At 39.3% G+C, this 26,614-nt stretch carries 41 protein-coding genes; 17 read left to right on the top strand and 24 right to left on the bottom strand.

Annotated elements, in window-relative coordinates; translation table 11 throughout:
- Positions 1-182: 182 nt before the first annotated feature.
- From B9J87_RS09690 to B9J87_RS09635, 13 genes are all read right to left on the bottom strand, one after another.
- Entirely contained in the window at positions 183-413 is a 231-nt protein-coding gene (locus tag B9J87_RS09690) for a hypothetical protein (protein ID WP_094125939.1), read from the bottom strand.
- A gap of 135 nt (positions 414-548) precedes the next feature.
- Entirely contained in the window at positions 549-809 is a 261-nt protein-coding gene (locus B9J87_RS09685) for a hypothetical protein (RefSeq protein ID WP_094125940.1), read from the bottom strand.
- Between the two features lie 11 nt (positions 810-820).
- Entirely contained in the window at positions 821-1,057 is a 237-nt protein-coding gene (locus tag B9J87_RS09680) for a hypothetical protein (protein WP_094125941.1), read from the bottom strand.
- Between the two features lie 13 nt (positions 1,058-1,070).
- The gene (locus B9J87_RS09675) at positions 1,071-1,424 is read right to left on the bottom strand and encodes a hypothetical protein (protein WP_094125942.1); all 354 of its coding nucleotides are present in this window, start codon (positions 1,422-1,424) and stop codon (positions 1,071-1,073) included.
- A 262-nt stretch (positions 1,425-1,686) separates the two neighbouring features.
- Complete coding sequence (locus B9J87_RS09670) at positions 1,687-2,163, bottom strand: hypothetical protein (RefSeq protein ID WP_094150450.1); 477 nt, start codon at positions 2,161-2,163, stop codon at positions 1,687-1,689.
- Positions 2,164-2,173: 10 nt separating this feature from the next.
- Complete coding sequence (locus B9J87_RS09665) at positions 2,174-2,452, bottom strand: hypothetical protein (protein ID WP_094125944.1); 279 nt, start codon at positions 2,450-2,452, stop codon at positions 2,174-2,176.
- Positions 2,453-2,472: 20 nt separating this feature from the next.
- Positions 2,473-2,928 (bottom strand): hypothetical protein, encoded by a 456-nt coding sequence (locus B9J87_RS09660; protein WP_094125945.1) that lies wholly within the window; start codon positions 2,926-2,928, stop codon positions 2,473-2,475.
- 15 nt (positions 2,929-2,943) lie between these two features.
- Positions 2,944-3,222 (bottom strand): hypothetical protein, encoded by a 279-nt coding sequence (locus B9J87_RS09655; RefSeq protein WP_094125946.1) that lies wholly within the window; start codon positions 3,220-3,222, stop codon positions 2,944-2,946.
- Positions 3,223-3,234: 12 nt separating this feature from the next.
- On the bottom strand, positions 3,235-3,681 hold the full coding sequence (locus B9J87_RS09650; protein ID WP_094125947.1) for a hypothetical protein: 447 nt from the start codon (positions 3,679-3,681) through the stop codon (positions 3,235-3,237).
- Positions 3,682-3,690: 9 nt separating this feature from the next.
- On the bottom strand, positions 3,691-3,975 hold the full coding sequence (locus tag B9J87_RS09645) for a hypothetical protein (RefSeq protein ID WP_094125948.1): 285 nt from the start codon (positions 3,973-3,975) through the stop codon (positions 3,691-3,693).
- 14 nt (positions 3,976-3,989) lie between these two features.
- Positions 3,990-4,208 carry a hypothetical protein gene (locus B9J87_RS09640; protein ID WP_094125949.1) on the bottom strand — a complete coding sequence of 73 codons (219 nt, stop codon included), beginning with the start codon at positions 4,206-4,208 and terminating at the stop codon, positions 3,990-3,992.
- Between the two features lie 11 nt (positions 4,209-4,219).
- Positions 4,220-4,369, bottom strand: coding sequence for a hypothetical protein (locus tag B9J87_RS17760; protein ID WP_161439656.1), 150 nt, complete (start codon positions 4,367-4,369; stop codon positions 4,220-4,222).
- Between the two features lie 69 nt (positions 4,370-4,438).
- A complete protein-coding gene (locus B9J87_RS09635; protein WP_094125950.1) occupies positions 4,439-4,630 on the bottom strand; it encodes a hypothetical protein in 192 nt (63 codons plus the stop codon).
- Positions 4,631-4,847: 217 nt separating this feature from the next.
- Between B9J87_RS09635 and B9J87_RS09630 the strand changes: the two genes are divergently transcribed.
- From B9J87_RS09630 to B9J87_RS09620, 3 genes are all read left to right on the top strand, one after another.
- On the top strand, positions 4,848-5,990 hold the full coding sequence (locus B9J87_RS09630; protein WP_094125951.1) for a GIY-YIG nuclease family protein: 1,143 nt from the start codon (positions 4,848-4,850) through the stop codon (positions 5,988-5,990).
- A gap of 506 nt (positions 5,991-6,496) precedes the next feature.
- Positions 6,497-6,766, top strand: coding sequence for a hypothetical protein (locus B9J87_RS09625; protein ID WP_094125952.1), 270 nt, complete (start codon positions 6,497-6,499; stop codon positions 6,764-6,766).
- A gap of 79 nt (positions 6,767-6,845) precedes the next feature.
- Complete coding sequence (locus B9J87_RS09620) at positions 6,846-7,325, top strand: antirestriction protein (protein WP_094125953.1); 480 nt, start codon at positions 6,846-6,848, stop codon at positions 7,323-7,325.
- Positions 7,326-7,728: 403 nt separating this feature from the next.
- On the opposite strand, the gene B9J87_RS09610 is transcribed toward B9J87_RS09620, so the two are convergent.
- The 11 genes from B9J87_RS09610 to B9J87_RS09555 all read right to left on the bottom strand — a co-directional run bounded on the left by B9J87_RS09610 (position 7,729) and on the right by B9J87_RS09555 (position 14,455).
- The gene (locus B9J87_RS09610) at positions 7,729-8,004 is read right to left on the bottom strand and encodes a hypothetical protein (RefSeq protein ID WP_094125955.1); all 276 of its coding nucleotides are present in this window, start codon (positions 8,002-8,004) and stop codon (positions 7,729-7,731) included.
- A gap of 9 nt (positions 8,005-8,013) precedes the next feature.
- Complete coding sequence (locus B9J87_RS09605) at positions 8,014-8,598, bottom strand: ParA family protein (protein ID WP_094125956.1); 585 nt, start codon at positions 8,596-8,598, stop codon at positions 8,014-8,016.
- Between the two features lie 124 nt (positions 8,599-8,722).
- The gene (locus B9J87_RS09600) at positions 8,723-9,610 is read right to left on the bottom strand and encodes an ArdC family protein (protein WP_094125957.1); all 888 of its coding nucleotides are present in this window, start codon (positions 9,608-9,610) and stop codon (positions 8,723-8,725) included.
- A gap of 93 nt (positions 9,611-9,703) precedes the next feature.
- On the bottom strand, positions 9,704-9,958 hold the full coding sequence (locus tag B9J87_RS09595; protein WP_094125958.1) for a hypothetical protein: 255 nt from the start codon (positions 9,956-9,958) through the stop codon (positions 9,704-9,706).
- 385 nt (positions 9,959-10,343) lie between these two features.
- Positions 10,344-10,613: a hypothetical protein gene (locus B9J87_RS09585; RefSeq protein WP_042990195.1), complete on the bottom strand. Its 270-nt coding sequence runs from the start codon at positions 10,611-10,613 to the stop codon at positions 10,344-10,346.
- Positions 10,613-10,948, bottom strand: a complete 336-nt coding sequence (locus tag B9J87_RS09580) for a hypothetical protein (RefSeq protein ID WP_094125959.1) — start codon at positions 10,946-10,948, stop codon at positions 10,613-10,615. The genes B9J87_RS09585 and B9J87_RS09580 overlap by 1 nt, the downstream gene beginning before the upstream one ends.
- A 138-nt stretch (positions 10,949-11,086) precedes the next feature.
- Complete coding sequence (locus B9J87_RS09575; protein WP_094143522.1) at positions 11,087-11,524, bottom strand: hypothetical protein; 438 nt, start codon at positions 11,522-11,524, stop codon at positions 11,087-11,089.
- Complete coding sequence (locus B9J87_RS09570; protein ID WP_094143520.1) at positions 11,515-11,709, bottom strand: hypothetical protein; 195 nt, start codon at positions 11,707-11,709, stop codon at positions 11,515-11,517. The genes B9J87_RS09575 and B9J87_RS09570 overlap by 10 nt, the downstream gene beginning before the upstream one ends.
- Before the next feature lie 165 nt (positions 11,710-11,874).
- Entirely contained in the window at positions 11,875-12,633 is a 759-nt protein-coding gene (locus B9J87_RS09565; protein ID WP_161439655.1) for a tyrosine-type recombinase/integrase, read from the bottom strand.
- 262 nt (positions 12,634-12,895) lie between these two features.
- Positions 12,896-13,336 (bottom strand): hypothetical protein, encoded by a 441-nt coding sequence (locus B9J87_RS09560; protein ID WP_094150448.1) that lies wholly within the window; start codon positions 13,334-13,336, stop codon positions 12,896-12,898.
- Between the two features lie 540 nt (positions 13,337-13,876).
- Positions 13,877-14,455, bottom strand: coding sequence for a hypothetical protein (locus B9J87_RS09555; protein ID WP_141138083.1), 579 nt, complete (start codon positions 14,453-14,455; stop codon positions 13,877-13,879).
- 564 nt (positions 14,456-15,019) lie between these two features.
- Between B9J87_RS09555 and B9J87_RS09550 the strand changes: the two genes are divergently transcribed.
- From B9J87_RS09550 to B9J87_RS09490, 14 genes are all read left to right on the top strand, one after another.
- Complete coding sequence (locus B9J87_RS09550) at positions 15,020-15,295, top strand: helix-turn-helix transcriptional regulator (RefSeq protein ID WP_042990188.1); 276 nt, start codon at positions 15,020-15,022, stop codon at positions 15,293-15,295.
- A 79-nt stretch (positions 15,296-15,374) separates the two neighbouring features.
- Positions 15,375-15,584: a TraY domain-containing protein gene (locus B9J87_RS09545; protein WP_094125908.1), complete on the top strand. Its 210-nt coding sequence runs from the start codon at positions 15,375-15,377 to the stop codon at positions 15,582-15,584.
- A gap of 171 nt (positions 15,585-15,755) precedes the next feature.
- Positions 15,756-16,265: a hypothetical protein gene (locus tag B9J87_RS09540; RefSeq protein ID WP_094125909.1), complete on the top strand. Its 510-nt coding sequence runs from the start codon at positions 15,756-15,758 to the stop codon at positions 16,263-16,265.
- Between the two features lie 9 nt (positions 16,266-16,274).
- Positions 16,275-16,625, top strand: a complete 351-nt coding sequence (locus B9J87_RS17635) for a hypothetical protein (protein ID WP_141138084.1) — start codon at positions 16,275-16,277, stop codon at positions 16,623-16,625.
- Positions 16,622-16,927 (top strand): hypothetical protein, encoded by a 306-nt coding sequence (locus tag B9J87_RS09535; protein WP_094125960.1) that lies wholly within the window; start codon positions 16,622-16,624, stop codon positions 16,925-16,927. The genes B9J87_RS17635 and B9J87_RS09535 overlap by 4 nt, the downstream gene beginning before the upstream one ends.
- A gap of 1 nt (position 16,928) precedes the next feature.
- Entirely contained in the window at positions 16,929-19,427 is a 2,499-nt protein-coding gene (locus B9J87_RS09530; RefSeq protein ID WP_094125910.1) for a VirB4 family type IV secretion system protein, read from the top strand.
- 10 nt (positions 19,428-19,437) lie between these two features.
- Positions 19,438-20,226, top strand: a complete 789-nt coding sequence (locus B9J87_RS09525) for a hypothetical protein (RefSeq protein WP_094125911.1) — start codon at positions 19,438-19,440, stop codon at positions 20,224-20,226.
- Positions 20,223-21,158, top strand: a complete 936-nt coding sequence (locus B9J87_RS09520; RefSeq protein ID WP_094125912.1) for a type IV secretion system protein — start codon at positions 20,223-20,225, stop codon at positions 21,156-21,158. The genes B9J87_RS09525 and B9J87_RS09520 overlap by 4 nt, the downstream gene beginning before the upstream one ends.
- Before the next feature lie 9 nt (positions 21,159-21,167).
- Positions 21,168-21,896 carry a VirB8/TrbF family protein gene (locus B9J87_RS09515; protein ID WP_094125913.1) on the top strand — a complete coding sequence of 243 codons (729 nt, stop codon included), beginning with the start codon at positions 21,168-21,170 and terminating at the stop codon, positions 21,894-21,896.
- Positions 21,893-22,735 carry a TrbG/VirB9 family P-type conjugative transfer protein gene (locus B9J87_RS09510; RefSeq protein WP_094125914.1) on the top strand — a complete coding sequence of 281 codons (843 nt, stop codon included), beginning with the start codon at positions 21,893-21,895 and terminating at the stop codon, positions 22,733-22,735. Before B9J87_RS09515 ends, B9J87_RS09510 begins: the two co-directional genes overlap by 4 nt.
- Positions 22,735-24,066 carry a TrbI/VirB10 family protein gene (locus B9J87_RS09505; protein WP_094125915.1) on the top strand — a complete coding sequence of 444 codons (1,332 nt, stop codon included), beginning with the start codon at positions 22,735-22,737 and terminating at the stop codon, positions 24,064-24,066. The genes B9J87_RS09510 and B9J87_RS09505 overlap by 1 nt, the downstream gene beginning before the upstream one ends.
- Positions 24,063-24,419, top strand: a complete 357-nt coding sequence (locus B9J87_RS09500; protein ID WP_094125916.1) for a hypothetical protein — start codon at positions 24,063-24,065, stop codon at positions 24,417-24,419. Before B9J87_RS09505 ends, B9J87_RS09500 begins: the two co-directional genes overlap by 4 nt.
- Complete coding sequence (locus tag B9J87_RS09495) at positions 24,416-25,168, top strand: hypothetical protein (protein WP_237666720.1); 753 nt, start codon at positions 24,416-24,418, stop codon at positions 25,166-25,168. The genes B9J87_RS09500 and B9J87_RS09495 overlap by 4 nt, the downstream gene beginning before the upstream one ends.
- Positions 25,168-26,607, top strand: coding sequence for a type II secretion system protein GspD (locus B9J87_RS09490; protein ID WP_094125917.1), 1,440 nt, complete (start codon positions 25,168-25,170; stop codon positions 26,605-26,607). The genes B9J87_RS09495 and B9J87_RS09490 overlap by 1 nt, the downstream gene beginning before the upstream one ends.
- Positions 26,608-26,614: the final 7 nt, after the last annotated feature.

Here is a 26,614-nt window from a genome sequence, read left to right as displayed (position 1 = left end):
AAACATATATACTGTGGATTTAAAAAGAAGAGCATTGATTATTACTTAAAAAACAAATTAGATAAGTGTCACGTGTTATCTATAAGTTTTTCGGATGGTCATACGCTTTACCCCCCATTTTTCAAGTAAAAAAAGCTCACTTCTTCTGGGGTGAGCTTTTTATTTTCTAGCATTGTTTTAAATTAAGCATTTTTCCTATACCATTTTCCTGTTGAGCCGTCTTTAATTAAAAATACTCCTACACCAATAAAGATCAGACCTCCTATGAACATAGTTTTAATGGAAAATAAACCTATAACTATGCTAATAACTCCCCCCAACATTTCCGACAAGTCAACTCTATAGTTAGCTCCACAGGCTGAACATACTGTAAATCCATTATTAACCTGCGTCCCACAAAAACCACAATTCATAATAACTCCCTAGTATTTAATTTTTATTTTAGAGGTATGAAGCCCAATTAAACGAAAACATACGCTAAGCCTCTTACCCCGTACACCACCTGTTCACAGGCTTCCCCGTCACTTAAATACTTATAACAATAAGCGTTAACCTCCAAACGGTAGATTCTGTATCAATGCTCTAGCTTTGTGAGCTATTGCCCTAGCTTCCTCACCGTCTTGGCAATTATGCAAGACAACTGCACCTGCGTGCTCACCATTAATGCTTTCTTCCCACGCACAAACACGCCAATTTGTGCGTTTATCTTCTTCATCAAAAGGGTTCCCGTCACAAGAAGCAAACACCTCGGTGTGAATGGAAAGGTCTAGGGCTATACTGTTCCATACAAAGCATTCTTCAGGAAACACAAATTTTTTCCTCACTGTTTTGATTTGTCGGTTTTTGATGTATTGCGGCACATGTTCAGGATTGCTTTATCAGCAACAAAACAAGCATAAGAAGTAGACGAATCTGGGTAATCCTCTGCAAATGGATCTACTGTGTCAGCAACACAATGAACACCATCAATAGTAAAAAACTCTTCGCCGTCCTTTGACAAAAGAACCTTACCAATCTTTGCAGGTGTTCTATTGGAATCTTTCTTTTGATTAGTCACGGTTTCACTCCATCTACGAGTCAGAACGTTTATTACGAAAGTCCCATTCTTCAATAAGTCCCTCGACAAACTCACTTCCATAAATTTCATGAGACTCAATAAGTCCACAGATTTCAATTAGTGCATACATTCCATCACGCAAGGTATTGCAGGTTTCACCACGCAAATAAGCTGATAGCTTATTCATATCTGCACCTACAATATTATTGTTATAGAGATTAACGATCAGGCTTGCAGCGAATTTTTTCTCTTGAGCCATTCGACCAAAATATGCTAATGGTTTTCTAAATTTTTCATCAAGTGGGTGTATCTCATTTGGTCGAGGATTTAAGTTCACTTGGATATGGTCAAACTGTACATCTTGCATTTCATTATTTCCTATATGTTGTGTACCGGTATCAGCGACCGCATACTAGATATTGTGGTTTTGTAAGAGGGCGAAATTCCCCCCTTTTTTACAAAAGAATCCAACCATTGTTAGTTCGCTGCCATTTGCGTCCTAACTTACGTCCTACACGAAGATAGTGAGCAGCACCTTCTCGCGTAACGTTTTCTGTGTGGCCGTCTGCCTCTATAACACGCCAATTTGTTCTTGAGCTAATATCTGTAAATGTACGCATACAGATTCCCTATTTATCTGAATAAATTTTGTTGTGGTGTAGCTTTCGCTCAAAGAGTTTGAAGCTACTTCTAAGCTGCGCCTTTATTACTCGGCAAGGCACTATACCTAACTTAGCCATTCGCCAATTTGCCAGTCCCAAGAACACATCAATAAGATCGTTGTTATTTACTCTTCTCGAAGTAGACTTTTGCTTTCCATTCACAGTAACTTGCATTTTTACTAACTGGCCTCGTACTGGATGACAAGTAAAGCTAGTACCCTTTAGATTTTCATCTTTATCAAAGATCATGTTGTAGGGAATCTCAGAGCGAAGCCTCTTGGCCTTTAAGCGTTTAGATAACTCTTCTTCACGCTTGATAAGTGCGAGTAGAGCAGCTTCTTTAGTGCCGTATTTTGAAAAGCTAAAATATTCTTGCACTCCTAACGACTTATGCTGCAATCTCCAACATGTCGGGCTTTCTTTATTCGGGTGCAAACAATGCATAATTTCCCCGTTAAGCCAATAAAACTTCTTCTTGATTCAGCTCTGGCAAATGAGCCATAGATAAAATGGATTGCGCGGCGTCTTGCGCCATTTCTGCATCACTACCGTTAAGAGCATCTTCTATCATTTCCAGACGCTGAATTTCATTGCTTGAAGATGCAGCACAGATACCAACCGCCGGACGATTGTTTACATCGAACTCAGACATTTGCTTTTGAATGTCTTGCATAATTGGCTTGAACGCTTCTTCATTCTCAATGGCATACACCACTGTCACATACTTGGTCATATTTACCCCTATAAAATCTTTTAACGACTGCAACTTAAGTCGATTTCCATCATCAAATCAGTGACGCCATGCTGACCAAGCCCGAAACGTTTACCGTACACCTGACAATGAGTGCAGCGCATCCAGTCAAAGACTTGCTCTTTGTACTTGTCAAACTCACCAACGTTTGACCACTTTTCAAATTCATGATCACAAGTTTTAACGTGTTCAGGGAGTATGTCTCGTTCGTGTGTGTGAGCATTCTTATACTCCTGCGAGTATTTGTAATATTCCACGTTAGCACCGACATTATGTACCATATCCGCGCAATAAGAACAGACTAGCCACCATCCATGATTTTCACTTTCATCAGGATGGACATAGTATTTACCTACTGCCTTTTCACCCTCACAAAGTTCACAGAGGCGCTTTGGCTGCTTAGTCTTTGTTTGTCCAGTGAGAACATCAATTGCCGCTTCAAATGCTTCTCTGCTCAATGTAATTTCCCCTCCTTAACTGATTACTGGCAGAACGCTAGTCTTCTTGAATGTTTCCAGCTCTGACGCGAGCACGTGAAAACTAACTTCTGGCGGGTTGTTTTTCGAACCATTCATTTTGAACATTACTACGTGGTAATCGGAAACGTCATCAGCAGGAAAAATATGAAACTCTCCTGTCGATGGTAATTCAATGCTAAGACACGCCGTTCCATCAATCTTCAAGATCATTGGTGACTCTGCGCAGTTAGGAATAAGCTCAAACTTAAAACCTGTAAAATTATGTATATTCACGTTTTTTCCTAGTTAAGCTAAATCAATACTTCCATTGGTTTCACCCTCTTTGAGAGGAGCAGCCAATAGTGACTCATTAATCTCATTGTCATGCCGCCCGACAAAAACATGAGTATTCAACGCAGAAATTAGCAGACCAGACAAATGAATAGCTTCTGTCATATCAACTACAATCGGTTCGTCCCAAACTTCAAAATCTGCTTCATCTGCGATAGATATGGTAATTGGCATTGTTAACTTGAGATTGTCTGGTACAAAGAAGTCACAAGATAAGTATTCATCCTCACTACGTCTGTAAGCCCATAAATGAGCACTCACTGGCGTAGAACCAAAAAATTCTCTAGCTTTACCGATGATGACTTTAGCCGCCTTGTGCAGTTCAGAATTTGTAAATGTAAAGCCGCTAGGCGGTAGCTCTGACAAGCTTGATTCGTTTTCACTTTCGTAAAAGTCGCCCATACTTTCCCTCTACGCTTCACTGTCTTGCTTTAGCATGACGTTAAACGATGTGTTTGCGGCAATTGATTCACCAATAGGGACGTCTTTCAATTGTGAAATATCAGACTTAACAAACACGGCTTTAAGGTCAGATAGTAGCTGTGATTCGTTAACGATCATTGTTTCGTTACCCCCCTCTAGTTGAACCTCATAAACCACACCATAGTCACGCTCGATACGCTCTAAAACTTCCGCGTTCTTAGTTGGTTCGCCATCAATGCAAACCTGTACTTTTTGACCATTTTTAATAGACATATACAATTCCCCCTCTAAAACATTTCATCAGCGCAAGGCATATCAAAATCAGATGTTAAAACGCAATGCTCGCCTTTAATTGCGATCAAAGGGCTTTCATCCCCACGCACTGGACACTCATAAAAACGGATATCGGCTACAGTTCCAACGTAAGTCGGATTGGAAGCCAAAAAGTCTTTTTTGTTTAGAATTTTCTGCGCGAAAATTTTGTGAATTGGTTGTGATTCCGTCATTTTTTTGCCCCTTAAATGTACTGATTAAGCTCTGTTTCTAGTTGTTTAACCGAAACGTTATTTTCACTAGCCACTAGAGCCACAAACTCTGCATAACGTTCTTGACCATCTTCGCATGAGTCCATGAGTTGAAGAACGCGAGTAACACTGTCTGATTTCATCACTACTATCTCGTTGTTTGCTTAACTTGAGACAACTATAACACTTGGGTTATATAACACAAGTGTTATTTAAGGCTTTTTAAATATTTTCGTTTTGCTTGTAAGCATCACCCAATCACCATTATCAAGCCTAGCCACCTCGTAACCTTTAGATACTAAGTTGTTTAGCTGCTGAACGGTTTTAATTCCTGCCGCTTTCGCTGCTACCTCTCGATTACCGCCATAGTAATCATTGACCATTTGGACAATAGAAATTCGCATATTAAACCCTTAGTTAATAACACTTGGATTATATAACAGTTGCATTATATATCAAACTAAAATGCCATATCTGCGATTGCTAACATACTCACTGTATCTGACTGGTGTTATTAGGTTTGGGGAAAACGCGACTGCTAGAAATAAGGCTAAAATTTGCACACTTAATTGAACCCATATAAACTACAATCAAACTAGGTTCAAAAAAGTATGGTGATATATGTCTGTATATTTAAGCCTTGGCAAAGATACACAAGGCAACTTTCATCACATTAACTCGCAGAAGTCAGGCAAGGGTGATTTAGCTTGCCCTTTCTGCCAGTGTTCATTAATCGCGGTGAAAGGTAAAACGAAAGCGGCTCACTTTAGACATGACGGCGAGACTTGTAACGAGTCTATGAATGAGATCCCGCAGATCCCCGCATGGCATCACTTTCACCTCAACTATCCATTAGAGATCATCGACGCTTTAAAGGACGGCTATCAAGCGGATAGCAAGTCGCCAAACGTGTTTCAACATTGGAAGTCTGGATTACATAGCTTTACACGTACAGCCCAACAAGAACTGTTTAGCCGTGACGACTGGACAGATAACCTTATCTTTACCGATACCGCTAGAACCATCCTTGGCAGCTTACCCCTACTAGGGTTTAGCCAGTGGATGCGTAATACCTTACAAATGCGTGTCCACACGTTGCGCGAAGCAATAGAACAAGGGACACAACATCGAGCTTGGCTCGAAATTGAGGCGCACCGCCAGCAAGCAATTCTTAAAGCATCACTGTATCTGTTTGAGTACCAACTAGAGGATAACAGCGTTATTCACAAGGTTGGGAGAACATCGAGAGAGCCAGAGGAACGCTTGAAAGAAACGGTACTCGATTTAGAAAAAGCCACTGGTAAGGCCGTAATAAAAAGCACTGTTTTGCGCAAAGTTGCGAATTGTGGTCACGTTGAAAAGTATGTTTTTCATCGTTACAACAATCAGTTAGTTAACATTGGGTCACACACAGAATACCTGGTACTTGATGACAAATCATTGAAGCGATTGAAAGCGGAATTTACCAAGCTGACCAACAATCTAGAACCCTTCAACAAAGCGGAGCGATTCGTTGTTACAGGCCGTTGGAAGTATGAAGAAAAACGCCTCGCAGCCTCTAAACGTGGCATCGAGCTAACCCAACGCGAAAGCGGTAAGTTTGGTCGGCCTAAAGGAACGACGGTCGGCACTGACGACTTTCTGTTAAAGCACTCAGATATCGTAACCAGTTTAGAGCGTGGCCGCTCTATCAACCAAACAGCAGAATTTACAGGTAAAGGACGTTCAACCGTCAAGCGCGTAAAAGCAGCCATGAACAAATGAGGGAAAGCGTCCAACCCGACTTTTACACAACTACACAATCGCTCTCTAGATAATCCCTAGGGGTCTAGAGAACTCATGTGCATTTGTGCAAAAGTCTAAGAGTCAATTATTCTGCCCGTCTTTCATTTCAGATCACAAAACAGGTCTTGGCCACTCGAACCGGTGATTATTTTCTACTGTATTATTCGCACTAGGTACACTTTAATCAGAACAATCTAAAATCTGTTTTAAATTTAACCCAAGGCGCTCGATGCCTGAAAACTATGTTTTTAGGGATTGAGGGTCTAGCGGGTAAGCAAAGCTGTAGGGCGGCATTGAGCCCTATTTGTGCAGAACTGCACAAATGAGTGCACTAAATTGTTTCTTTGAACAAGACAGTATATGATTGAAAAACAACGCATCGAGCGTTGTAGTCTTGGGTCGTCAACTCTCATAATCGAGTGGTTGCCACCCAAGATTATGATTGATGAGACCTGTCAATCCACAAAGCCTTAAAGGTGGTCAAAATGGTTACTTTGCTAACTAGATTCTGTGACTTAGAACTCCAATTAATGATTGAAGCTGCGAAAGTAAAATTCAATCTGCCAACACAAGATCTTGAATTAGATATTGAGGCATTGGATCTAGGCTTTTCATTAGCTATATCAGGCTTTTCTTCTAAAAATGGTTGGCTTGGAGAAGTAATAGACAATATCAAAGCCCTTGATATGTCTGTATATCGATCCTTTCAACAAGGTTTTAGATTCGGGTCAGATTATTTAGAAAATGAATGTTAATTAGTTAGTTATATGACGCAATAGCTTAGGCTGTTAAGTCTTGGGTTGTTACCTCTCATTGTCGAGGGGTTGCCCCAAGATGATGATTGATAACAAACAAATCAATCCTTCATATAAGGTGATCATAATGATTACTTCATCAATCGTACCTACCGAAGAACGTACAAACTTCTTTCTTTCAATAACAGAGCAATACTTCTGGTTTCAGGATGCAATCTTTCATTTCTGTAAGGTGCATTGTGTTGATTTTTACGGTGCTTTTTGGCAATACATCGAGTTAGATAACGGGGGGAAGTATCTTTACCCTGTTGATTGTCCAGAGATCTTAACTGTTACTAGTAAAAATCACCAAGTGAGCTTGAAGCTATCTAGTGAAGCAACGGGAATTTACATCACCCTCGTTACTCTTAGTTACTATGCTTTTGCTGCTTGGAGACAAAACGATGCTCAAGAAATGGATCGAATTGCATTACTTGAGAAAAAGTTGATGGATTTTGCAGAGCAACATCCAGAATTTCACAAAATCAGTGAGTTATTGAATGACGAGGTGAGTGAATGAGTACACTCAACATGGAACAAGCCATTTTTCAATGTGCTTATACGTTCTCTAAATAAACATTAGTACCAATAAATTAAGCCCTCCAATCGAGGGCTTTTTCATTGACAGGTTATTCAGTAAGAGATAGATTCATTGACGGCAACCACTCGATTACGAGTATAAAGCTAACCATTAGTGGTTAGCTTTTTTTTCGCCCAACGATAACTGAAAGTTAATCGTTGTACCCCCACAATTTTCGTGACGCTCGATGTTGGCCAAAGCGGATCGGTAGCGAGGGCAGCTCTCCCCTTTCGATAAATCCAACAAATCACTGATATACTCTGTAACGCTACTGTAAACCACACTATAAAATGGACTCTCAGAACGAGAGTCGTACACGGTACTTGAACGAACACGTTTAATATCAACCATTCTTGCCACTACCATATTTATCAATGATATATTGTAGAGCTTCTTCAGCAAGATCAGGGGCTGATTTAACGCCTTTCATTTTGTAGACCGTTAGATCATATTTTTTCCAGATCTTGTCTTGGACATAAATCCCTCTGGTTTTCCGCTGTGGTTTTTTTACTCGCTTACTCTTAACCAAAACCATTCTAGGGGCTTCAGAATTTTCAGTTTGTCCCGTTTCAACATTCGCTTGAGCTCGCTGATTCTCTTCTTCTAACCAATCTGCCATACATCCCCCTTACTTAGCCTTAGCATTCTCTAATAGAATATGTGTCATTATCTGTAAAAATTCTCTTCTGCGATCCGCAACCTTATACGCTCGATTGAGCTTAGAATCAAAGATAGAAACATAATCGTCTGATGCGCGACTAAACACGCCAGAGGACGGAATTACGAACGCTCCACACTTTTTCAAAGCCTCTGTTATATCGACTTCCGATTGTCTGTGCTGATTACCGTCAGTAACAATGGTAATGATTCGTTTACCCTGCTTCTCTGCTCGTAAACTTGCGTCTTTATAGGTCGCGTATTGGTCACGCGCAGGTTTGAGTGGCATAACTAATAGCTCACCTTTGGGTACTTCCCAATCGGAGGCCTGATGATCAAAGAAAATCACATCAACGTTTGGTCGTTCCGTTGGAATCGTTGAAACGACTTCGAATGGAAGCGAGCCGTATTTGGCATAGAGAGAAGTTGTGCCTTGGGGGTCTTGGCAAATCACTAAAACTTTCTTACCAAGCTCGATTGTTGCTGCTGCCAAGTTAATAGTACACATTGACTTACCTTGACCACCTTTCGGATTCCATACGTGTATAATTTTCATGCTCTCAACCCTATAACAAAATAGTTATATAACTATAAAACTATATATTTATATAGTCAATATTGATAAGCAAAAAAAACCCTGTGAAATTCACAGGGCAATTTGATGTATAGAAAGGTTATTGTTACGCAACATTTTTAGATTTAGCATCTTCTGATACTAACTCCATCAAGAACTGATGCGACTTACTGGCCAGTGATGCAGCTTTGAAAATGTAACGTTTATCATCTTTCAAAGCCTTCAACCAACTAGCGATATAAGATTCGTGTTGAACTTCACCGACAATCCCCAATCCCGCCATTAAGAATGAACAACCCAACTCAGCAACAAGCTCTTCGAAAGCGTAGTCTTTACTGCCAAACTTACCTTTTAAATCACGATTTAATCGTGATTTATGCCCCGTCCAGTGAGTGATTTCATGCAGCACAGTTGCGTAGAGATCACTTGTTTCGTTGAAGCGGTTCAGTTCCGGTATAACAATTTCATCGGTAGATGGGCTGAAATACGCCCGCTGACCTTTGTATGTAATTGCAGCACCAGTACGGCTTATAAAGTTTTCTACGTGCTCTAAGCGCTCAACATCTGTTTTAGTTACTTCTTCAGAAGCAACCTCAAACTGAACGTTTTCAATCTGTTCTGTATTGAAAACATAAAATGTTTTAAGCATTGGGTACATTTCATTTTCATCTTCGCTACCAGTTTTTTGCACCATCTTATAAAAGAAAATGCGAGTACCTTTCTCGCCTTTACGAACCCAACCGCCTAGATCACTTGCTTGTTTTGCTGTAACCCAAGATGAAGACGTAAAGCCTTGCTTTGTAGCACTCATCCACAGCAGCATGATATTCAAGCCGTTGTAGAAATTACCTGTTGTAGCGTTAGATGGAAGACCATTAACAACGGTGCGATCCCAAGGGCATACCCAAGGTTTTACACCCGCTTCGAGTGCTTCAATGATTTGATTGGTAATTTCTTGGTAGAAATCAAATGAAGGTTTTTTGTTAGCAACCATGATAAAACTCCAAATAACATAAACTGAAATTTTAACTGGCGGTTGCCAGTTAAAAACTGGCAACACCTAAAGGGTGCTATAAAAAATTATTGGTTAGATTTGAACATTTAACGTTTTAACGACTTTTAAAAGTCCAACAGATGAATCTAAAACTATTCCATCATCATATAAAGATGGAAGCGAAGTATTAACCGCCCGTTGGATTTTCATTGGAACATTACCAACAAAGCCCGTTTTACGTCTAATGTCTGAATCAGAACTAACAAGAACAATTCTATTCAAAGAATAAGATTGCCCTTCAAATTCAACCAAAATTTCTTGTAGATAAAGATTGTTGTTAGCAGCCATGACGCTACTCCTTTCGTTAAGTTAGCAAAATATTTCAAATTACTAATTTAACTGGCATTTGCCAGTTAAACTGGCAAAGCCTGAGTATGTGAATACTCGCGGATTTTATATCACGTTGTCACTCTTGAGTCAAAGAGTCCTCCGGCGTATCAAAGTACACATCAAAGAACGCATTGCAGTAGATACAGTGAATCTCGAAACGCCCGATCAGCTCTGCTTTGCTACTGATTTTCAATCCGCGGTTTTTTAATATCCTTTGGCAAAAAGGGCATTCAACGTTAACCGTTAGATTTTCATTGATTGATTCAACCATCGTAACTTACTCAAATGAAATTAACATATAGCTATAAAACACTATAAATATATAGCTATATAGTAATATCATTTACCAACTTTTTATTGAGTTGCCTCTATTGGCTTTCTGATCTTCATCGAGTGCCACCAATAAACCGTCAGGAATTGGAATACCGAATCGGTGCAGAACTGCAACAAATGGATCAAATGATGTTGGGTGCGAAACCTTTTCATAGAGATTGGAGTATGCAACATCTTCATCGTTCCGATCATCTTCTATGACTAGAAAAAAACCCTGCATTGGTCTATCAAATCCACATAGCACTGAATAGTGGCCATGTTCGAATGTGTGCTGTGACATTATAAGTCCTTCTGTTTTGTACTGGTGTTTTTAAGATGTGTCAGCGCAAGCAGTCCGAACGCCAACGCAAAAGTAAACATCACGTAAGGCAGTGTCAGTTGCGAAACGTTGAGAAAGATATACGCACCAGACACCACTGAGATAATTATGATTTTACGCATTTTAAACTTGTGTAGCTTCAACTTGTAGCAAACGACAAAGAGAGCAGCACAAAGCATCACAGTTGAAGCTGCGAGCATGTAATGGTGATCAAAGTATCGACCTAATGCATGTGTCACAAGGCCAACAACCCCCGTTAAAATGTAGAGGTTTTGGAGCACTTTCGAAGCTAACATAAATCACCTATATCCCTATACCTATATAGGTATAGAACAATTTAATTATAAAAGCCTATAGAGCTATAAGTTTAGATAAATATAACCCTATAGATATACATAAACCATTTAAATGAATAACAGTTAAGTTACTATTATTTATAAGCTTTTAATAAAACAGCGATTCCAAAAAAACAAATTACTCCCATGAACTTCAAACAGATAATCTTTGAATCCATTTTGAGTCATTGAAGCAGAAGTTAGCTTGTTGTACAAATCAAAATCACCACCCACATAGCTACACTTTAAGCTGTAAATAGGCATGATGGATATAAATTCATCTCTGATTATTCCGATCTGCTCAACACGGCCAACTATGCCGCGCCACTCAATATAGTGGCCAATTTCAAATGAAGAGGTGGGAACATAGTCCACATAATCGTAAACAGGAATATCCCTTGGTGATTTAGGCCGAAGAAGTTCCGCTTCATCACGATAGAGCAGCTTCAGCTCCTCTTCATTTTCATAGGAAAAACCGTCAATTTGCTTTATACGATTACGGATCTTTGTCAGCTTATCTTGATTACTTAGAAGCATAAATCCACCTTCACACGCTGAATTTCAAGCTTAACATCCGTCAAATCATCTTCACTTAGTGCGCAGCAACAATCCAATCCAACAGCCAACATTGCCTCTTTAACCGTTGAATAATTTACATCAGAAGGAAGCATTCCCCGTTCATTAAACCAAGCCACAACCATTGTTAAATCTGACTCTTTCATAAGAAACCCCAAAAAAGCATATAACTATAAAACTATATAGCTATAGACTACACTCAAACCAAGAGCAAGACAATACCCTATAACTATAAAACTATATAGTTTTATAGTTATAGCAATTTATATCTATATTTATCTATGATTCAATAATCCTATAGTTATAGAAATCTAGAATTTAATGTTTATTGAAAGGTCTGTATCGAGCAACAAGAGATCTGTATAGATACTCGTGTTCTTCAAATGGCAATGGCCAAGTTGCTTCTGGATGCGCTGCAATGGGAACCCATGCAGCAAGAGGTGAATAGCACACGAATGTCTCAACACTTTTGGTGTTAGAGGGATAAGTAAGTTGATACCGGCTTTTTTAGCCTCTTGGTCGATGATAGCTAGCCAGTTCCTCGCCGTTTGATCTGTAATAGACCGACTTCTAGTGTGACGATTTTGCTTGATCTCAGAGCGAAAGATAGGGTGCTTTTTATTTCGGCAGAATGTGACAATGTAACTATTCAACTCATCAGCAAATGCCTTGTCGTAGAGTACGACAACACGAAAAGCATCTTTTGGTGCTTTACCGCTGCCTTCGCGCCGTTGCTGTTTTAACGTTCTCAATGTGATGGTGGTAAATCGATTACCGGATTGATGGAATGTCTTAACTCGCTCAGGGGTAAGATCGAGCAATTCATTTATTCGGGCTCCGGTATTAAACAGTAACAGTAGCAACATTTTATGTTGAGCATGAATTGGAAGCTTGGCCAACTGCCTGATCTCAGGAGCAAGTAAATAACGTGGTAATACAATATCTGGGTGTTGTGCATACACCTCTTTTCTAAACGCGATGTGATAGTGCCAGTCAATACCGCTAGAAAGCTCACCAGAAAGCCGCTGAAGCGGGTTTACAGCACTTTGAAGTGGGTAGGGTAAATTCATAGTTACTATGCGCTGAAATAAACAATAGGAGCATTTTAGCGATTGAACGCTGTCAGGCATAAAATTCTTTTGCGAGAGGGGGAATTTTGGAAAAAGGTAAATCTTAGCGATTTACCTAAATCCTTGTTTGCGTGGCCAGAAAAACCAACGAGGCAAAAACACAATATATAGTAGTTTAGGTCAGCTGAGTGATAACTAAATGTAGTGTTTGAATGGGGTTTGGGGTTCTGGCTGTTTAGCCAAATAGCGAAGATGTGAACGATTAACGTTTTCTTTGGGTCTCAAACTCTGTTGCTGAGAGTTCTTCACCCAAATCATTCCAAACTGAGGCAATGAAGAACACAGGCGAAAGCACATTGTTTGCAGACTCTGTTTCAATCGTCAGAAAGCCATTATTTGCGATACCCTTAACATACAGACCGCCTTGTTTATTTTGGGAAGCTTGTTGGCTCGGATAATAAACCTTGTTGCTGTAATCCGGCTTAATTGCAGCGGCTTGATCAAAATTGGGCTCTATAAGGTTAACTTTTTTGTTTGACTCTTTGAATAAACTTCCAGTTGTAAGATCGACACGCCAATTTGCAGAGCACCACCGACTGACCTCAGAATTAACCATGTGCGGATTGTCTCCTAAAAAGTCCTTCTGTGCGCCGTGATGACTTCCATAACGAGTCGCTATGTACTCTTCCAGACTAATACTCATACAACCTCAATTGCTTAAATTTATAGCGATTTTGTTAATTTAATTATTAAATAAAATAGCAATTCAAAATAGATAACTCAAACACTAAATCATTAATTTTCCAAGAAAATAGATTAATGTCTTAAAAAAAAACAAAAAAAATTTATTGAGTGCGGAGCACATTTTCATAGCTAGCACGTCAGTTTTTCAGCGGCTGTGGGAAAGTTGGGTTCAGCTTGCTGTGCCTGACTTTTCCATAGTGAGCGTTAACGTATACCTTAAAGCGACATAACCTAAATGGATTAATGAAAGGTGATCTTTTCTTATGTTTAGATCTACTTATGTTAAAGGTTACATATAGATCGTAAGGGGAGGGATTAGGATAAATCGTAGGGGGGGGCTGAGTTATTCACAATTCTGTGTGTAAGCTTGTTGATAAACCATTTTCGGGGGGAATTTCTTCATTAGAAAACAATCGAATGTCTGTTTTATGAACGATTATTTTCTTCAGATGTGAGAAATCCTGGCGAGCTAACGCCATTGGGATAAAAAGGAGGAGGGTTATTTGTCTGGTTTCTTACCAAATAGACTAGATTTCATGTGCTTAAACACATTAAAGCCTGTACCTGTTGCTGTGGCCACCGATTCTTTTATTTGCTGTTGTCTCTGTTCTTCAGTTTCATTAGCTTGCTCGATGACACGCTTTTGATCTACGTGTTGCGGCTTTTTGAAAGTGTTCTTGCTCTCTTTGGTGCTGTAACCAAGTGAGCGTAGTCGTTTCTTCGTTGCGACCTTTGCTTTGTTATAGTACAAGCCGAAGAATGTTAGATTGAGACTGTATTTGTTGGTTGTTTGACGGTGATGAGCATCTTCAGAATCAGAAACGCGTTCGAATTGAGGTTTTGATTCTAAAACGCCTAACCTTACAGCCCACGCGACAAGATAGCTCACATGGTTCACTGAGACACCTAACATTGCAGCAATCTTTTTTCTGCTAGGTTCAGCAGATTGTCTCTGTACGTTGTAGAACGTAGATATTACAGACAATAGCGATTTCAGAGGTTTAGGTAATGGTGATTGCCAAACCTTTGGCGCGATCTGTTGATGGTGTTCTAGTAGAACGAGATCAGAATGATTCACAAGGCACCTTCCTACTCGTCAAAAGATGATGATCAGTCTTTCGAGGTGGAATAATGCCAAAAAATATAGGAATAGGTTTCATTTTAGTTTCTCTTGTGTTTATGGGGGGGTCGGGTCTCACTCCGAACCGTTGGGATCAATTTATAGCAAAAGTTTATAAAGATCAACTTGCTAGTTTTAGGATCATCAGAAAACAAAAAGGCCAACCCCACAAGAGATAGGTTGGCCTTTTTGCGAATGCTATTAGTCGGGTTGAGAGGCCGACACATTCTAGTCCGAGTGTAAATACACTACATAGAAAACCTATGTAGCAAGTGCTCTAGGTAATGCACTTTAATCACTTGGATTGCCTTAATTTTATGACCTTCCGGCTAAAACATCAAGCTTTATCAAATCAAAAATGGCAAAAAAAACGGTTCTTATTGATTCGTTTTGTTTCATTTCTTTGCAGTCAATTACTTGTCTTACATCACGATGTTAAACGATTGCTATATATATCATTATTGTTTTTTATGTAGCAAGTTTGCTATAGTTTGAAGGTAATTTTTAGCAGTCGGTGGTTATATGCTTGTGAATCAAAATCCAAAAGGTGGCTTTGGCTATTTGTTCCCTGAGTTAACAGAAAAGCAATATTTTGTACTAATGCATTTTTCAAATGGTACAGCAATTCAGCAAATAGCGAATATGTCGGGCGTTTCAGAGCCTGCCATTAGAAAACAAATGGATGCAATCCGCACGAAATACGATTGTGCATCTTCATCCGATTTGCGATCGATTTACATATCACGAACAAATACAGCCATTGGTGAAGCAATATTCCACTTGATGCCTATTAAATAATGGTAGTAACACCGATGGCTAGTACCGAATAAACTGACGCCAGTTACAAATCATTTTAGTTCAAAACGAAACAAAAAAAATGAGTGAAAACAAAACTGAAAACGATGATTTATCAATCACTGTGACTCTGGTTTTGACTGGTAAAGATGCCGAAGATTTTCAAACTTCGGCGTTTCGTTCAGGCCGCAGTCTTCGCAAAGAAGCGAAATTTCGAATGATGGATCACATCAGACGATATTCTTCTTTAAATCGAATAGGTGATTGTATCGCTCGCAAGGCGAGTAAATAGAATTTTGCTCTTTAACAATTAGTGCTCAGACTTAACGGAGTCTTATCCGTTAATTACGCCCTACCGCTACTAACGGGAGCAGGGTTATTGCTTTGCTTGGGTAATATTAAAGTAATACAAGCGTTAATTTCTAATATTTATTATTAGAAATTAACCAAGCAAGGACAACTTATGAAAGTTCATTTATGTTTACTAACAGTAATAGTATCAACTATTACACCAGTGTATGCTCAAACAAATATCACTGTATCGCCAAGTGATTTTGTTGCCTCTGAAAATCCCAATGCATATTTATTTGAATTAAAAGAAGGTTCAGAGGTGATTAAAAAATCTATTTTCTTAACTTATGGCAATGATCCTATTCATCTCAAAGATGTAAACCGTAAACATGTTGTTTTAGGTCTTTCAGAAAAGAACGAGCCAATAATTAAACAGATTGATTTAGGTTACACACTCTCATTGTACAAAGTGAAAGCCAATGAAAGCATTATTAATGTGTCGTTTTCCTATTCTGGTTATCCTCTAGAAAACTCCATTTCAATTAATGAGCCTTCTGATGCTAGTTATCAAACCTATTCTTTTAACTCAACCACCAAGCTTGTTGATGGCAATTCATTTTGTAATGAAATTAGTGGGTTTAAAGATAAAAGTTTCTGTCTTACTAAGTTAGATAAATATTAAGGGGGGGAGTTGGAAAGAAATCCAAAGTTAAGAAATAACACCAGTTCTAAAGATAAGGGAGGGATATTTGGTCTTCCTTTACCGCTTTTTGCATTTGGAGCGCTATTTTCTTGTTTTGGGATTGGTATTGCTATTTCTAAAATTGGTCTTTTTTACGGGGTGATATTTGGCTTTTTATATTCATCAGTGATATTTGTTCCTCTTAGGATGGTTCATAAAGATGATATAAACGCATGGCTTTTGTGGTTAAGCACTATAAAAGCTCCATTTTTTACATCCAATTCTATCGAAAAAAAGAAAATATTGGTTATTCAAAACGAAAGGGTAATACCTTTCAAACAATGGAGACAAACACTTTGAAAATCTATCGCTATATTCTTTTATTGGCTTGTTATTCTCAGCTTTCACACGCTTCTGTAAGTTTGGGAAGCAGTACGGGGTTTTTTGGGAAAATTACGAGCTTTTTCCAACAAATTGTAGATTTCTTGGGTGGTGCAGGGACGCTGTTTGTTGTTTTTATTGGCGCATCAGCGGCGATTGCTTTGTGGGTATTCGCACCAAAACAAGCTAGTGAGGCCATTGCATGGCTTTTCCGAATCTGTATCGGGGCAATTCTACTATTTAGTTTGGGTACATTTATCACTTGGTTAGGAAGTTTCTAATATGACAGCGCTCAACACCAAAATTAGGACGTATGCAGAAGCCAATTCATTTTCAGCATTAACTAATGTAGGAAGCATCCTTGGTGCATTGTCTTTAAGTGGTGTTGAGGCTGAATTACTCAGCACTGAAGACAAATTAAAGCTAACTCGCTTGTTACGAAATATCTTACAAAAAATGCCGTTTGAAGCAGATATTACTCAAATCTATTTTCACTATGATTGTGAAGAGATTAAGTTCAAAAAACGCAAACACAAACGTGCGGAGTTAGTATCAAGTCGCAGAGCAAAGTTTTTAAACGACAAAAGAGACTTGTATCAGTCTAAGCTCTTTTGGATTGTGACTGTCAATGGTTTGTCAAACTACAGCGATTTAGGCAAAGAGTTTGTCAGTACGATGTTCAAAGCTATCTTAGATAAAAATGAGCGATCTAAGCTAAAGCAAGCGATGTCATATCGTCAGTCAATGGTTCTTGAGCAAAAAGATTTACTCGAAAAAATCGATGTTCTTGATCAATGTCTTTCAAACTTGGATTTAGGTATTTCCTTTCGTTCGTTAGATAATCAGCGTTTATCGAGTGGTGATTTATTCCAATTACAAAAAACACTGATCACTTATAACACTGATAATCTTTCAGTAAGGCGTAAAGCACCGCTTGATAATTGGGATGTTTTACTTTCTGAAGCCGAAGTAAGTCCGGTGGTGATTGAGGGTGTTACATATCTCAAAATTCAAAGTTCTAAAACGATTTATCTGAGAATTGCTAGTGTTCGTGGTGTTGGGGATGAATACGTTCCTGATTCTGCATGGAGTAGCGATTTTCGACCTGTCCTTGAAAAAGGAAATTATTCATTCTTCACTCGATTTATCCCTTATTCTAAGCAAGATAAGCGTAAGTACGTTTCTGAAAAAGAAGACGAATTATACCGTTCTCAAATGAGTGTACTCGATCTTTTTAGTGGCGAAAGCAATCATGAACGTGTTAATTCACGCATACAAGCGAATCCAAAGCTAAAAGCTGTACAAGAAGAACTGCTCAAAATGTCGGCTGATGATGATAAGTATGGTGATTGGTACTCGTTTATTTGCGTATTTGATGAAGACGTTGAAGCTTTAAAAGCACGAGTCAAGCGTCTTAAATCGGTTTTAGAAAACTCTGAATTTTATTTGCTTTGGGAAAGTGTTGGGCTTTTACATGCTTACGAGTCGATGTTATTAGGCTATAAGGGCGACAGCATAAGAAAAATGACTGTGAACTCTTCACAGGCTGCCGCAATGTCATTGTTCTATAGAAGTAATGAAGGGCTAAAAACGTGGCATTTTGGAGAGTCTAAAGAAGAGGCACTGTTTGTTTTCGAAAGTAATGACGGTGTTCCGTTTCATTATACGCCGTTTGTGGGTGATAAATGTCTCATCATTGGCACTGGTGCAACCCGAAGTGGTAAAACTTTCTTAAAGCAATGTGTTGCCAACCATTTTTTGAAGTTAGGCGGCATGTACTGTGCTATGGATGTGGATAGTGGAAGCGAGCCTTTGGCCGCTTTTTTTCAATCTGATGCAAGCATTTTCCGGTTGGCTGATTCACAGACAACGAAAGGGTTTAACCCATTCAGTATGTCGCGTGGAAAAGGAGATGATGAATTTGTTCGCCACATGATGACGCTTATCAATCTTATGCTGAAGATGAATGATGCAGAAGATTTAAGATCGTTAAATTCTGACGAACAGATTGAATTAGAGCGCGCAATTCAAATCACGATGGAGGGAAGTAAGGAGTTACAATCATTTTCATCAATGCTTGGCCAGTGCAAACCGAATGTCCAGAAAAAGCTTGGTAAGTTTAGGCAAGGTGGGCTGTATGGGAATCTCTTCGATAACGTTGATGATGCAGTAGGGGTTCTTGATAAGCCGTATTCTGTTTATAACATCCAAGGCGTTAAAGATTCTCCTGAACTGGCTCAACTTGTAAACACAGAAATCTTTTTTAGGGCGGTTAGACTTTTTGAAGATCCCCAATACCGCACAAGAGCAAAGTTCCTTGAAGTAGACGAATGTCAATATACATTCACTAAAAAAGGGGCTGCTGAGTTTTTAATTGCTAAAGCAAGGACTTGGTTTAAGCATGGGGGCGGTATGGGTTTTTGGACTCAGAGCCCTAAACACTATTCATCACTAGATGAATGGTCAACGTTGAGAAGTGCGGCAACGACTTTTATTTTCATGGCAGATCCAGAAATGGAAACCGCCGAATATAAACACGCTTTTCCATTCTTAGGTGACAATGAGATTGATGTAATCATGAATCTCAAGCCTAAGCAGCAAGCATTTATTAAACAAATGGACGTTGGAATTTCGAAAGTAATTAATCTGTTTGTTGAGCCAGAGCAATATGTAATTGCTACATCAAGACCGCATGAAGCCGTAATTGCTAAAGAAATACTGGATTCTGAAGTCGATGTAGATATTGCCATTGAAAAAATAATTAAGCGATTGAATCTATGAGGTGATTGTTATGAAAAAGAAACTGATTAATTCAGTTCTTGTTCTATTAATTTCGTTTAAATCTTACTCAACTGGTTTCCCTGTAATAGACATTTCTGGTCTTTTGCAGAGTGTTATTCAATACACTCAAATTCTAAAAGAGTATGAGCAAATACTGAATCAAACTGGATTGAATACTCAACAACTCTTACAGCTTATAGAGCAGTATGAACAGACATTGAGAGAATATCAGGTTCTCTTGAATCAAGTCGAAGGGCTGAAGAATAAGATAGCTCGCCGAGACTTTCCTGCGTTAGAGCGCGATTTAAGACGCTTGAACGAGCAGTACAACGGTACTCAAGAAGTGCAAGTTAATAAGTCAGTGACTAATCGCTTTGGCTCTATCAGCAATCAAGCTGATTTAAACAAGCTTGCTGATGATGCGTTGGGGTATACACCACCTGACTTATCTCAAGCTTATACGTTGGCCAATGATGCCAACGTAAAAGCGAACCAGCGGCAGTATTTCAGCGAAAGAAACTTTAAAACTCGTAGTGATATAGAGAGAATCGATACGGAACGCTTAAATTTGGGCGACCAAAGCGAACTGGCAACGCTTCAGCTACTTGTTGAACAAAACCAGATTCTCATGGAGCAGATAGACCTTCAGAATGAAATGAGGCTTTCAGAAATGAGTTACTCAAACCAGAGTGATCAGCGTATTTCAAATGCGATTTTGAGAGCGAAGGAACGTAATCTAAAGCGACTCAAAGAAGCGAAAGAAAACGGAATTACAATTGATGAAGGATTAATTCGATGAGTGATGCCAGTTCGGTTTTTAGAAATACATTTGCAACCACGGTAAACGATTTTGTAAATCAGATAAATGCAAGCTCTGAATTGCATCAATTTATGCTGATTTTCATGCTCTTTTTGGCAGTGCTTGTTTACGTTCAAGAAGTTGGTCGATTTATGATTTTGGGTTTTGAACCTGAAAAAATTATCAATTCAACACTTATGGTTTTTTTTACTTTGTTTGTTTGGGGTAGTTACTCTGAAATTATTGATAGTCTGATTGAAGTAGCTGACGGAATTGGTCTTATATTTCTCAGGTTAGGAACGGGTAATAGTGATCCTTTCTTCTTGCATAAATGGATTAATCACTCACTCAAATTCATGTTGGGGTCGGAATTATCGTTTTGGGATATGACCGTTGGTGACGTTCTTTACGCGATACTCTGGCACGTAGCTGGATTTGTACTTGAGTTGTGTATGTATTTCATTGGCTCTTGGGCGATGTGGACTATCGCACTAGCAAAAATCCTCAGTATTTTGTTTGTTCCTATGTTGATGCATCCGGCGACTCGAAACATGTTCGATGCGTGGGTTAAGTTCACTCTCGGTTCCATCATGCTTTTGATCGTAGTGAGGGCTGCGGGTGTTTTAACTGCTTTGGGTATTCAAGCTCAATTTAAAGCGATGGGAATTTTGCAGTGTGGCCATCTGGCTGACTTTGCTTCATGCGATTGGACAAACAAAAACACTCACGGCGCTAGCTTCATCGATTTCACCGATACGCTAGTCACTATGATTGTAGGCATTCTGCTTATCTTATCGAGTATAGGTTTGTCGGCCAATCTCGTTAGTAATGTTGCTTCGCCAAGCGCCGCAGCAACTCGCGGTGCAGGTATCGCTGCAAGTAAAATTATGAAGATGCAAGGTGTTGCCTCACTCATAAATCGTTTTAAGTAAGGGTCATTGATGCAAGAAAGTGTAATTGCTGACGAAGTTAAGGACGTAAATATTCCGCAAGAAAACAGTGATAACGCAAAACTTAGGGCTGAACGAAATCGGTGGTTTTTCTTCTGTATTTCTTTAGTTGTTGCGGTAATTATTGGATATATTTTGCTCTTCTTCGCTTTTGTTCAGGCTCAGACTACGAAAGAAATTTTGTACGTTAAATTAGAGCGAAATGGCGGTTGGACTGTGGAGCAATACAAGCCACAAGATGAACAACTATATTTCAAAACAACAATAGATAGCGCCTTGCAATCATTTGCAATCAGCCGATATAAAGTTGCACCTGAAACTATAGATTCTGATTGGGGTGAAGCCAGTGTTTTTATGTCTGAGAGTTTAAAGCAAGAGTTTTTAGATCCTCGTGGATTTAATGCTATTGCTAAAAAAGAAGAACTCAAAAAATCCAAGTTACGTGTAGAAGTCAAAGTAAGAAATATTGACCATTTTGATAATGTCGATTGGAGCTTATCTCCTGAAAGCAAAATTAAAGTGGTCAAAAGTAATGTTTACTTTACTCGTACAGTCACTAATAACGGTAAAAAGAATGAACCTGAAGCACTCGTTTTAACTGTTCAGTGGCATTTAAAACCGAAGACTGAAGTAACTAAACAATCTAATGAAATTATACAAATCAATCCTGTTGGGGTTGAAATTGTAAGCTATGAATTAAATAAGGAGCGTATTCAGTGAGAGCTCTAGCCACGATTACGATTTTGTTGTTATCTCTCCCAACTCATGCGGCAGTATGCCAAAAAGTAAAATATGAGAAGGGTAATATTATTGAAATAAAAAGCGCTTTGCGTATGGGGGGACGCATTCAGCTTCCTGCTAATTTGATAACGGCTCCTGTTATTTCAAACAATCACTTGTGGGATGTAGAGGGGCTAGAAGGTACAAATCAAATCGTTTTAAAACCCAACTCAGAACTGCCGGAAGGTGCAGATACAATGATTTATGCATTTACTGATGACGGCAACACGATTGATATACATGCAAGACGTTCTGACTCAAAAGGCAATCAACCGTGTTTGATTGTTGATGCAACAAACGCCTTTTTTAACGATCAGCAAAAACGCAGTATTCAAGGTTTTGGGATACAACGAAATCAACCCGCTGTACCGTTCGTTGATGAAAGACGCATAAAAGAGCTCGAAAAAGAACTTGCTTCATTGCAAGAGAGTAGCGAGCTTGAGCGTAATAAAGCTGTAGTCGATGCTCTGAGAAAATACCGCTTTAGAATTTACACAAGATATTCTTGGGATGAAGGGAAAGAGTTTGTAGGAAACAATACTGTTTCTGATGTTTATGATGACGGCCAGTTTACTTACATTCGACTAGCGAATCCCAACCGTGGAATTTTAAGTGTTGAAACTGTGATTGGGGGCAAAGATGCCATAGCACCAACCAAATATGACGATGCCTACGGTGTTTACAAAGTCACTGGCATTTATCCAAAGTTCACGATGCGAATTGATAACGTAACAATTGAAGTCAAACGCAGAGACAACGCAACCAAGGGTAACATTTAATGGATAATGAGACTTCTCAAGTCGAAGAATCCAGAAATCAAACTCACTTAACACCTAATGAACAGTCTCCCGAATATAAAAAGAAGATGTCACTTTTTATTAAGATGTCATTTGGTGTTATATGCTTGATGTTTTTTTTATGGATTCTTGCTGACAAAATGAAGAGTTCGATAAGCCAAGAGAACACTTCAAATTCAAACCCTCCCTCTACAACACTCGAAGTAACTCAAGAAAGCGCGCCAACAGACGTTACCCAAGAAACATTTGAAACAATTGTTAAGGAACGTAGTAAGGCAGTTGACGTATCGGATGTTTCTGTAACACAGCAAGTTAAAGAGGATTTAAAAGGTGTTGTTACTGATGCAATAGCGGGTACGTCAGTGCAAAGTGAGAAAGAACGAAATGCTGCACTTGAATATAAACGTGCGGCACTTTCTTCCCGAGCTGCTTGGTCACTCAAGCCAGTACAAAGCCCTTCCGTGTCTTCAACAACGTTGGCCAAGACGAATACTGATGTTGTCACTTCAACATCTGATGAAATGTTGTCCACTGAAGATCAACGCAGAATGGTTGCTAAACGCCTGAAGAAGATGGAGCAATTAAAGCAAAACATTTTGGCGGGGAACTACTCACCACATGAGCAAAGTGTCGTACAGACAGATGTAGCTAGCCTAGAAAACAGTTTTTCTTTGCCGCCTAGCGATATTGTTGGATATACGTCCGAAAACACCTATCAGGCATCAACAGAGGGTATGTTGAAGTTGCCTATCGGCTCCATAATTCCCGCCATTTCTATTATGAAAGCCGATAGCGATAGAACGGGAACGTTTAAAGGCATGGTCACTCAAGATATTTTTGATGTTGATTATGAATATGTTCTCATTCCCAAAGGTTCTGAGTTGATTTTCAAAAGCTACAAATTAAGTACAGCTAATGAAGTCATAAATAGTTACGTGGGTTATTCGGTTCCGTGGCTCATATTACCCAATGGAAACAAGATCGATATGACTAAATCAAGCGGTTTAGATAGGCAGGGTTTAACAGGTTTAAGTGATCAAGTTGACCGTCATTTAATGGCGCAATTTCTCGGTGTTGCGGCATATGCCCTAGTTGCAAACAACAGTAGCTATGATGGTTCGGGAGCTAATTCTGATAATTCATATGCGGGGGAGGTCTCCGAAGGACTTCGAGATCAGATAGCTCCAGAGGTGCAGAAATATTTGCAGTTACGGCCAACTAACACTATCCGAACCGGACAGAGTATGAACGTCATTATTGAAGACGAAATTTATCTTAAACCTTGGAAAAGCATTTATGAGGATTATTTGTGAAAAAGCTAATTTTACCCCTTTTACTCTTATCAAGTTTTGGTGCGAGTTCTGCGCGATTACTGCCAGAAGTTGACACAATCAATGTTGCGGTAAGAACGATTTACCCGCCAGAAATCAGAACCGTGAATGAAGCCGCAAAGTGGATATTAGAACCACTAGAGTATGAAATCATAACTGAATATCCCGCACCTTCAACAGCAAGTTTGATACTTAGTCAACCAATCCCTGCTGTAGCAAAAATGCATAGAACAATGCCTGTTCTTCATGCTCTACAGCTTCTTATTGGTGAAGATAACACCATCATATTAGACAAGAAGCATCGTCTGATTACATTCGGAAAGGGTAATAAATGATGAAAAAGCATGTGTTATTAATTCTGACGTTTGGTGTGTTATTTGGTTGTTCATCTCAGCAGAACTATGCTGGAAAAGGGGAGTACTTCGAGTTAATGAATCTAAACTTACTCGAAGCTGACTTATCCGTGTTTAAACCGACTCAGATTGCAAAGACTCCTGAAGTTCTCGAACCACAACGGCCAATTGTATCGGTAACTATAGCCCCTGAAAATGAGCTCTCTTTTGTAGTGAGAAAGGGTGAGCGTTATCAAGCAGCAATCAAACGTTGGCTAAGAGAAGAGGGTTATCCAAGCGTTGCTTGGTCAATGAACACTATGCACAGTCAGGCGATTGATAGCGTTAGTGAAAAAATACTCACCTTTAAATCAAACAACTTCAAGAAAGCTATCAAGCAACTCTCGGACGAATTGAAATTTACAATCAACGTCATTGTCGATGATCAGAACAGTGTCGCGGGTATCTACGATTTTGAAGGAGAAGCACGTATTACTCACGTAAGCGGAAACTCTTTAAAAACGGTGGTACAACGAGTTGCCGAAAACTACGGGCTTGTGTGGGTAGATGATTCAAGCAACAAACGTTCTTGGCGACTGGCCGGAAAAGATTACGAGTTTAGCGCTGATTATTACCTTCTGACTCGCTTTGATGATTACTCAACAGCGTTGGCCACTGTGTTAGAAGAATATCCGGTTTATTCGGGAGTTGTTGAATCAACGCGACAAGTATTTATCCAAGAGGAACAATAATGAAAAATATCTTTACTACAATATTTGTTGCGCTTTTGTTGGCAGGCTGTGCTTCGGAACAATATAAACAAAATCTAGAGCATAACGATAAAGTACATCAGCAAATCGGCGAATACACAAACTATGTTAAGCCTGAAAAAGTTCAGCGCTTTGATAAGCCACCTGTTGAGATTGTACCAATCAGCAAGACAAAAAGTGATACTTCTTGGATGAATGAGAAGTTAACGACCAACTATAAGTCAAAGCCACTTTCTTTAGTGCTTGATGAAATTATGTATCCGCTCGATGTACCGATTTACTTCTCTGAGAATGTTGATCCAAATAAGCGAATCAGCTTCAACTATTCACACACAAGGAAAAACATTTTAAACCTTATTTCTCGGGTTTCTGGTTATGGCATCGAATATATAAATGATCGCCTCGAAGTGACCAAATTTGTTACAAGAGTCTTTCCACTTAATATTCCGTCAGGAATGGTATCTGGTCAGCTCGGTTCGCAAGGTACTTCTAAAGATTCTGGTGTTCGAGTTGAAGGGCAATTTATCAATGTTGCTTATAAAGACCTCAATTTCACACAAGAAATTGCAGACAGTATAAAGGCTGTACTCGGCGGTAGTGAGGCGGCAAACAACGCAGTTGCTGTACTGCCATCGATGACAAGTATTTCTGTCACGGCTACGCCAGATCAAATGCAAACAATTGAAGAGGTGATTAACGCCTATCAAGCTGAAATCTCTAAGCAAGTTTATCTCGAAATCCAAGTGTTAGAGTTTAAATCGAACCTCGATACAGAAAGAGGCATAAACTGGAACATTGTTAAAGATATGTCGAATGGTACGCTTCAGTTCTTTATGCCTGGTACTAACACTGTGTCTCAGGATGCGGGTTATGGACTTGGCTTTATTGGTGCCGATAAATGGACGGGTACAGAAGCGCTGATTAAGGTTCTTGAGAAACAAGGGACAGTTTCAACCCAAACGCCAATCACGGCTTTAATACTTAATAATCAACCGGCAAAGCTCACACAGCAGCGAGAGGAGCCTTACCTATACGAAACATCGAGTGATAATAGTGATGGGGTTGTGACTGCCAGTGTTACGCGAGATAAGGAGCGTGAAGGCGTTGATATGATGATTAACGCTAAAGTCAGTGATGAATACGCATTTCTTAGAATTTCTGGCCAGTTACGAAAAATTGAGTCAAGAGATACTAAAAAGGTACAGCAAATCGATTTGGGTATGATCTCGACTCAAAGTAGTGAGATTACTTTTGCGAACAAAGCTCGTTACGGTCAAACCTACGTGATTGCATCTGTTAAACAAAGCTCTAAAACCGCAGAAAGCAGCAAGAACTTTTGGTCTACTTTGTTCGGAGGGACTGGATCAAGTAACCGAACTACTGAAACCTTGGTGTTGTTGACACCACGAAAAGCAATGTAGGTGGTTT

This window comes from Vibrio sp. V19_P1S1T109 (assembly GCF_002241375.1).
GTDB classification, from domain to species: Bacteria; Pseudomonadota; Gammaproteobacteria; order Enterobacterales; family Vibrionaceae; genus Vibrio; species Vibrio anguillarum.
Note: the sequence above shows the minus strand (reverse complement) of the source record. Positions and strands in the feature narration are given on the sequence as shown.

Bases quoted from the DNA above. Each gene is read 5' to 3' on its own strand.
- B9J87_RS09665 (WP_094125944.1), bottom strand. From the start codon at position 2,452: ATGACCAAGTATGTGACAGTGGTGTATGCCATTGAGAATGAAGAAGCG.
- B9J87_RS09610 (WP_094125955.1), bottom strand. From the start codon at position 8,004: ATGGCAGATTGGTTAGAAGAAGAGAATCAGCGAGCTCAAGCGAATGTT.
- B9J87_RS09585 (WP_042990195.1), bottom strand. From the start codon at position 10,613: ATGTCACAGCACACATTCGAACATGGCCACTATTCAGTGCTATGTGGA.
- B9J87_RS09690 (WP_094125939.1), bottom strand. From the start codon at position 413: ATGAATTGTGGTTTTTGTGGGACGCAGGTTAATAATGGATTTACAGTA.
- B9J87_RS09645 (WP_094125948.1), bottom strand. From the start codon at position 3,975: ATGTCTATTAAAAATGGTCAAAAAGTACAGGTTTGCATTGATGGCGAA.
- B9J87_RS09575 (WP_094143522.1), bottom strand. From the start codon at position 11,524: ATGCTTCTAAGTAATCAAGATAAGCTGACAAAGATCCGTAATCGTATA.
- B9J87_RS09520 (WP_094125912.1), top strand. From the start codon at position 20,223: ATGAGTGATGCCAGTTCGGTTTTTAGAAATACATTTGCAACCACGGTA.
- B9J87_RS09605 (WP_094125956.1), bottom strand. From the start codon at position 8,598: ATGAAAATTATACACGTATGGAATCCGAAAGGTGGTCAAGGTAAGTCA.
- B9J87_RS09515 (WP_094125913.1), top strand. From the start codon at position 21,168: ATGCAAGAAAGTGTAATTGCTGACGAAGTTAAGGACGTAAATATTCCG.
- B9J87_RS09595 (WP_094125958.1), bottom strand. From the start codon at position 9,958: ATGGCTGCTAACAACAATCTTTATCTACAAGAAATTTTGGTTGAATTT.
- B9J87_RS09525 (WP_094125911.1), top strand. From the start codon at position 19,438: ATGAAAAAGAAACTGATTAATTCAGTTCTTGTTCTATTAATTTCGTTT.
- B9J87_RS09675 (WP_094125942.1), bottom strand. From the start codon at position 1,424: ATGCAAGATGTACAGTTTGACCATATCCAAGTGAACTTAAATCCTCGA.
- B9J87_RS09620 (WP_094125953.1), top strand. From the start codon at position 6,846: ATGATGATTGATAACAAACAAATCAATCCTTCATATAAGGTGATCATA.
- B9J87_RS09670 (WP_094150450.1), bottom strand. From the start codon at position 2,163: ATGCATTGTTTGCACCCGAATAAAGAAAGCCCGACATGTTGGAGATTG.
- B9J87_RS09570 (WP_094143520.1), bottom strand. From the start codon at position 11,709: ATGAAAGAGTCAGATTTAACAATGGTTGTGGCTTGGTTTAATGAACGG.
- B9J87_RS09560 (WP_094150448.1), bottom strand. From the start codon at position 13,336: ATGAGTATTAGTCTGGAAGAGTACATAGCGACTCGTTATGGAAGTCAT.
- B9J87_RS09530 (WP_094125910.1), top strand. From the start codon at position 16,929: ATGACAGCGCTCAACACCAAAATTAGGACGTATGCAGAAGCCAATTCA.
- B9J87_RS09550 (WP_042990188.1), top strand. From the start codon at position 15,020: ATGCTTGTGAATCAAAATCCAAAAGGTGGCTTTGGCTATTTGTTCCCT.
- B9J87_RS09495 (WP_237666720.1), top strand. From the start codon at position 24,416: ATGATGAAAAAGCATGTGTTATTAATTCTGACGTTTGGTGTGTTATTT.
- B9J87_RS09505 (WP_094125915.1), top strand. From the start codon at position 22,735: ATGGATAATGAGACTTCTCAAGTCGAAGAATCCAGAAATCAAACTCAC.
- B9J87_RS17760 (WP_161439656.1), bottom strand. From the start codon at position 4,369: ATGAAATCAGACAGTGTTACTCGCGTTCTTCAACTCATGGACTCATGC.
- B9J87_RS09625 (WP_094125952.1), top strand. From the start codon at position 6,497: ATGGTTACTTTGCTAACTAGATTCTGTGACTTAGAACTCCAATTAATG.
- B9J87_RS09540 (WP_094125909.1), top strand. From the start codon at position 15,756: ATGAAAGTTCATTTATGTTTACTAACAGTAATAGTATCAACTATTACA.
- B9J87_RS09490 (WP_094125917.1), top strand. From the start codon at position 25,168: ATGAAAAATATCTTTACTACAATATTTGTTGCGCTTTTGTTGGCAGGC.
- B9J87_RS09630 (WP_094125951.1), top strand. From the start codon at position 4,848: ATGTCTGTATATTTAAGCCTTGGCAAAGATACACAAGGCAACTTTCAT.
- B9J87_RS09580 (WP_094125959.1), bottom strand. From the start codon at position 10,948: ATGTTAGCTTCGAAAGTGCTCCAAAACCTCTACATTTTAACGGGGGTT.
- B9J87_RS09565 (WP_161439655.1), bottom strand. From the start codon at position 12,633: ATGAATTTACCCTACCCACTTCAAAGTGCTGTAAACCCGCTTCAGCGG.
- B9J87_RS09650 (WP_094125947.1), bottom strand. From the start codon at position 3,681: ATGGGCGACTTTTACGAAAGTGAAAACGAATCAAGCTTGTCAGAGCTA.
- B9J87_RS09600 (WP_094125957.1), bottom strand. From the start codon at position 9,610: ATGGTTGCTAACAAAAAACCTTCATTTGATTTCTACCAAGAAATTACC.
- B9J87_RS09640 (WP_094125949.1), bottom strand. From the start codon at position 4,208: ATGACGGAATCACAACCAATTCACAAAATTTTCGCGCAGAAAATTCTA.
- B9J87_RS09545 (WP_094125908.1), top strand. From the start codon at position 15,375: ATGAGTGAAAACAAAACTGAAAACGATGATTTATCAATCACTGTGACT.
- B9J87_RS09635 (WP_094125950.1), bottom strand. From the start codon at position 4,630: ATGCGAATTTCTATTGTCCAAATGGTCAATGATTACTATGGCGGTAAT.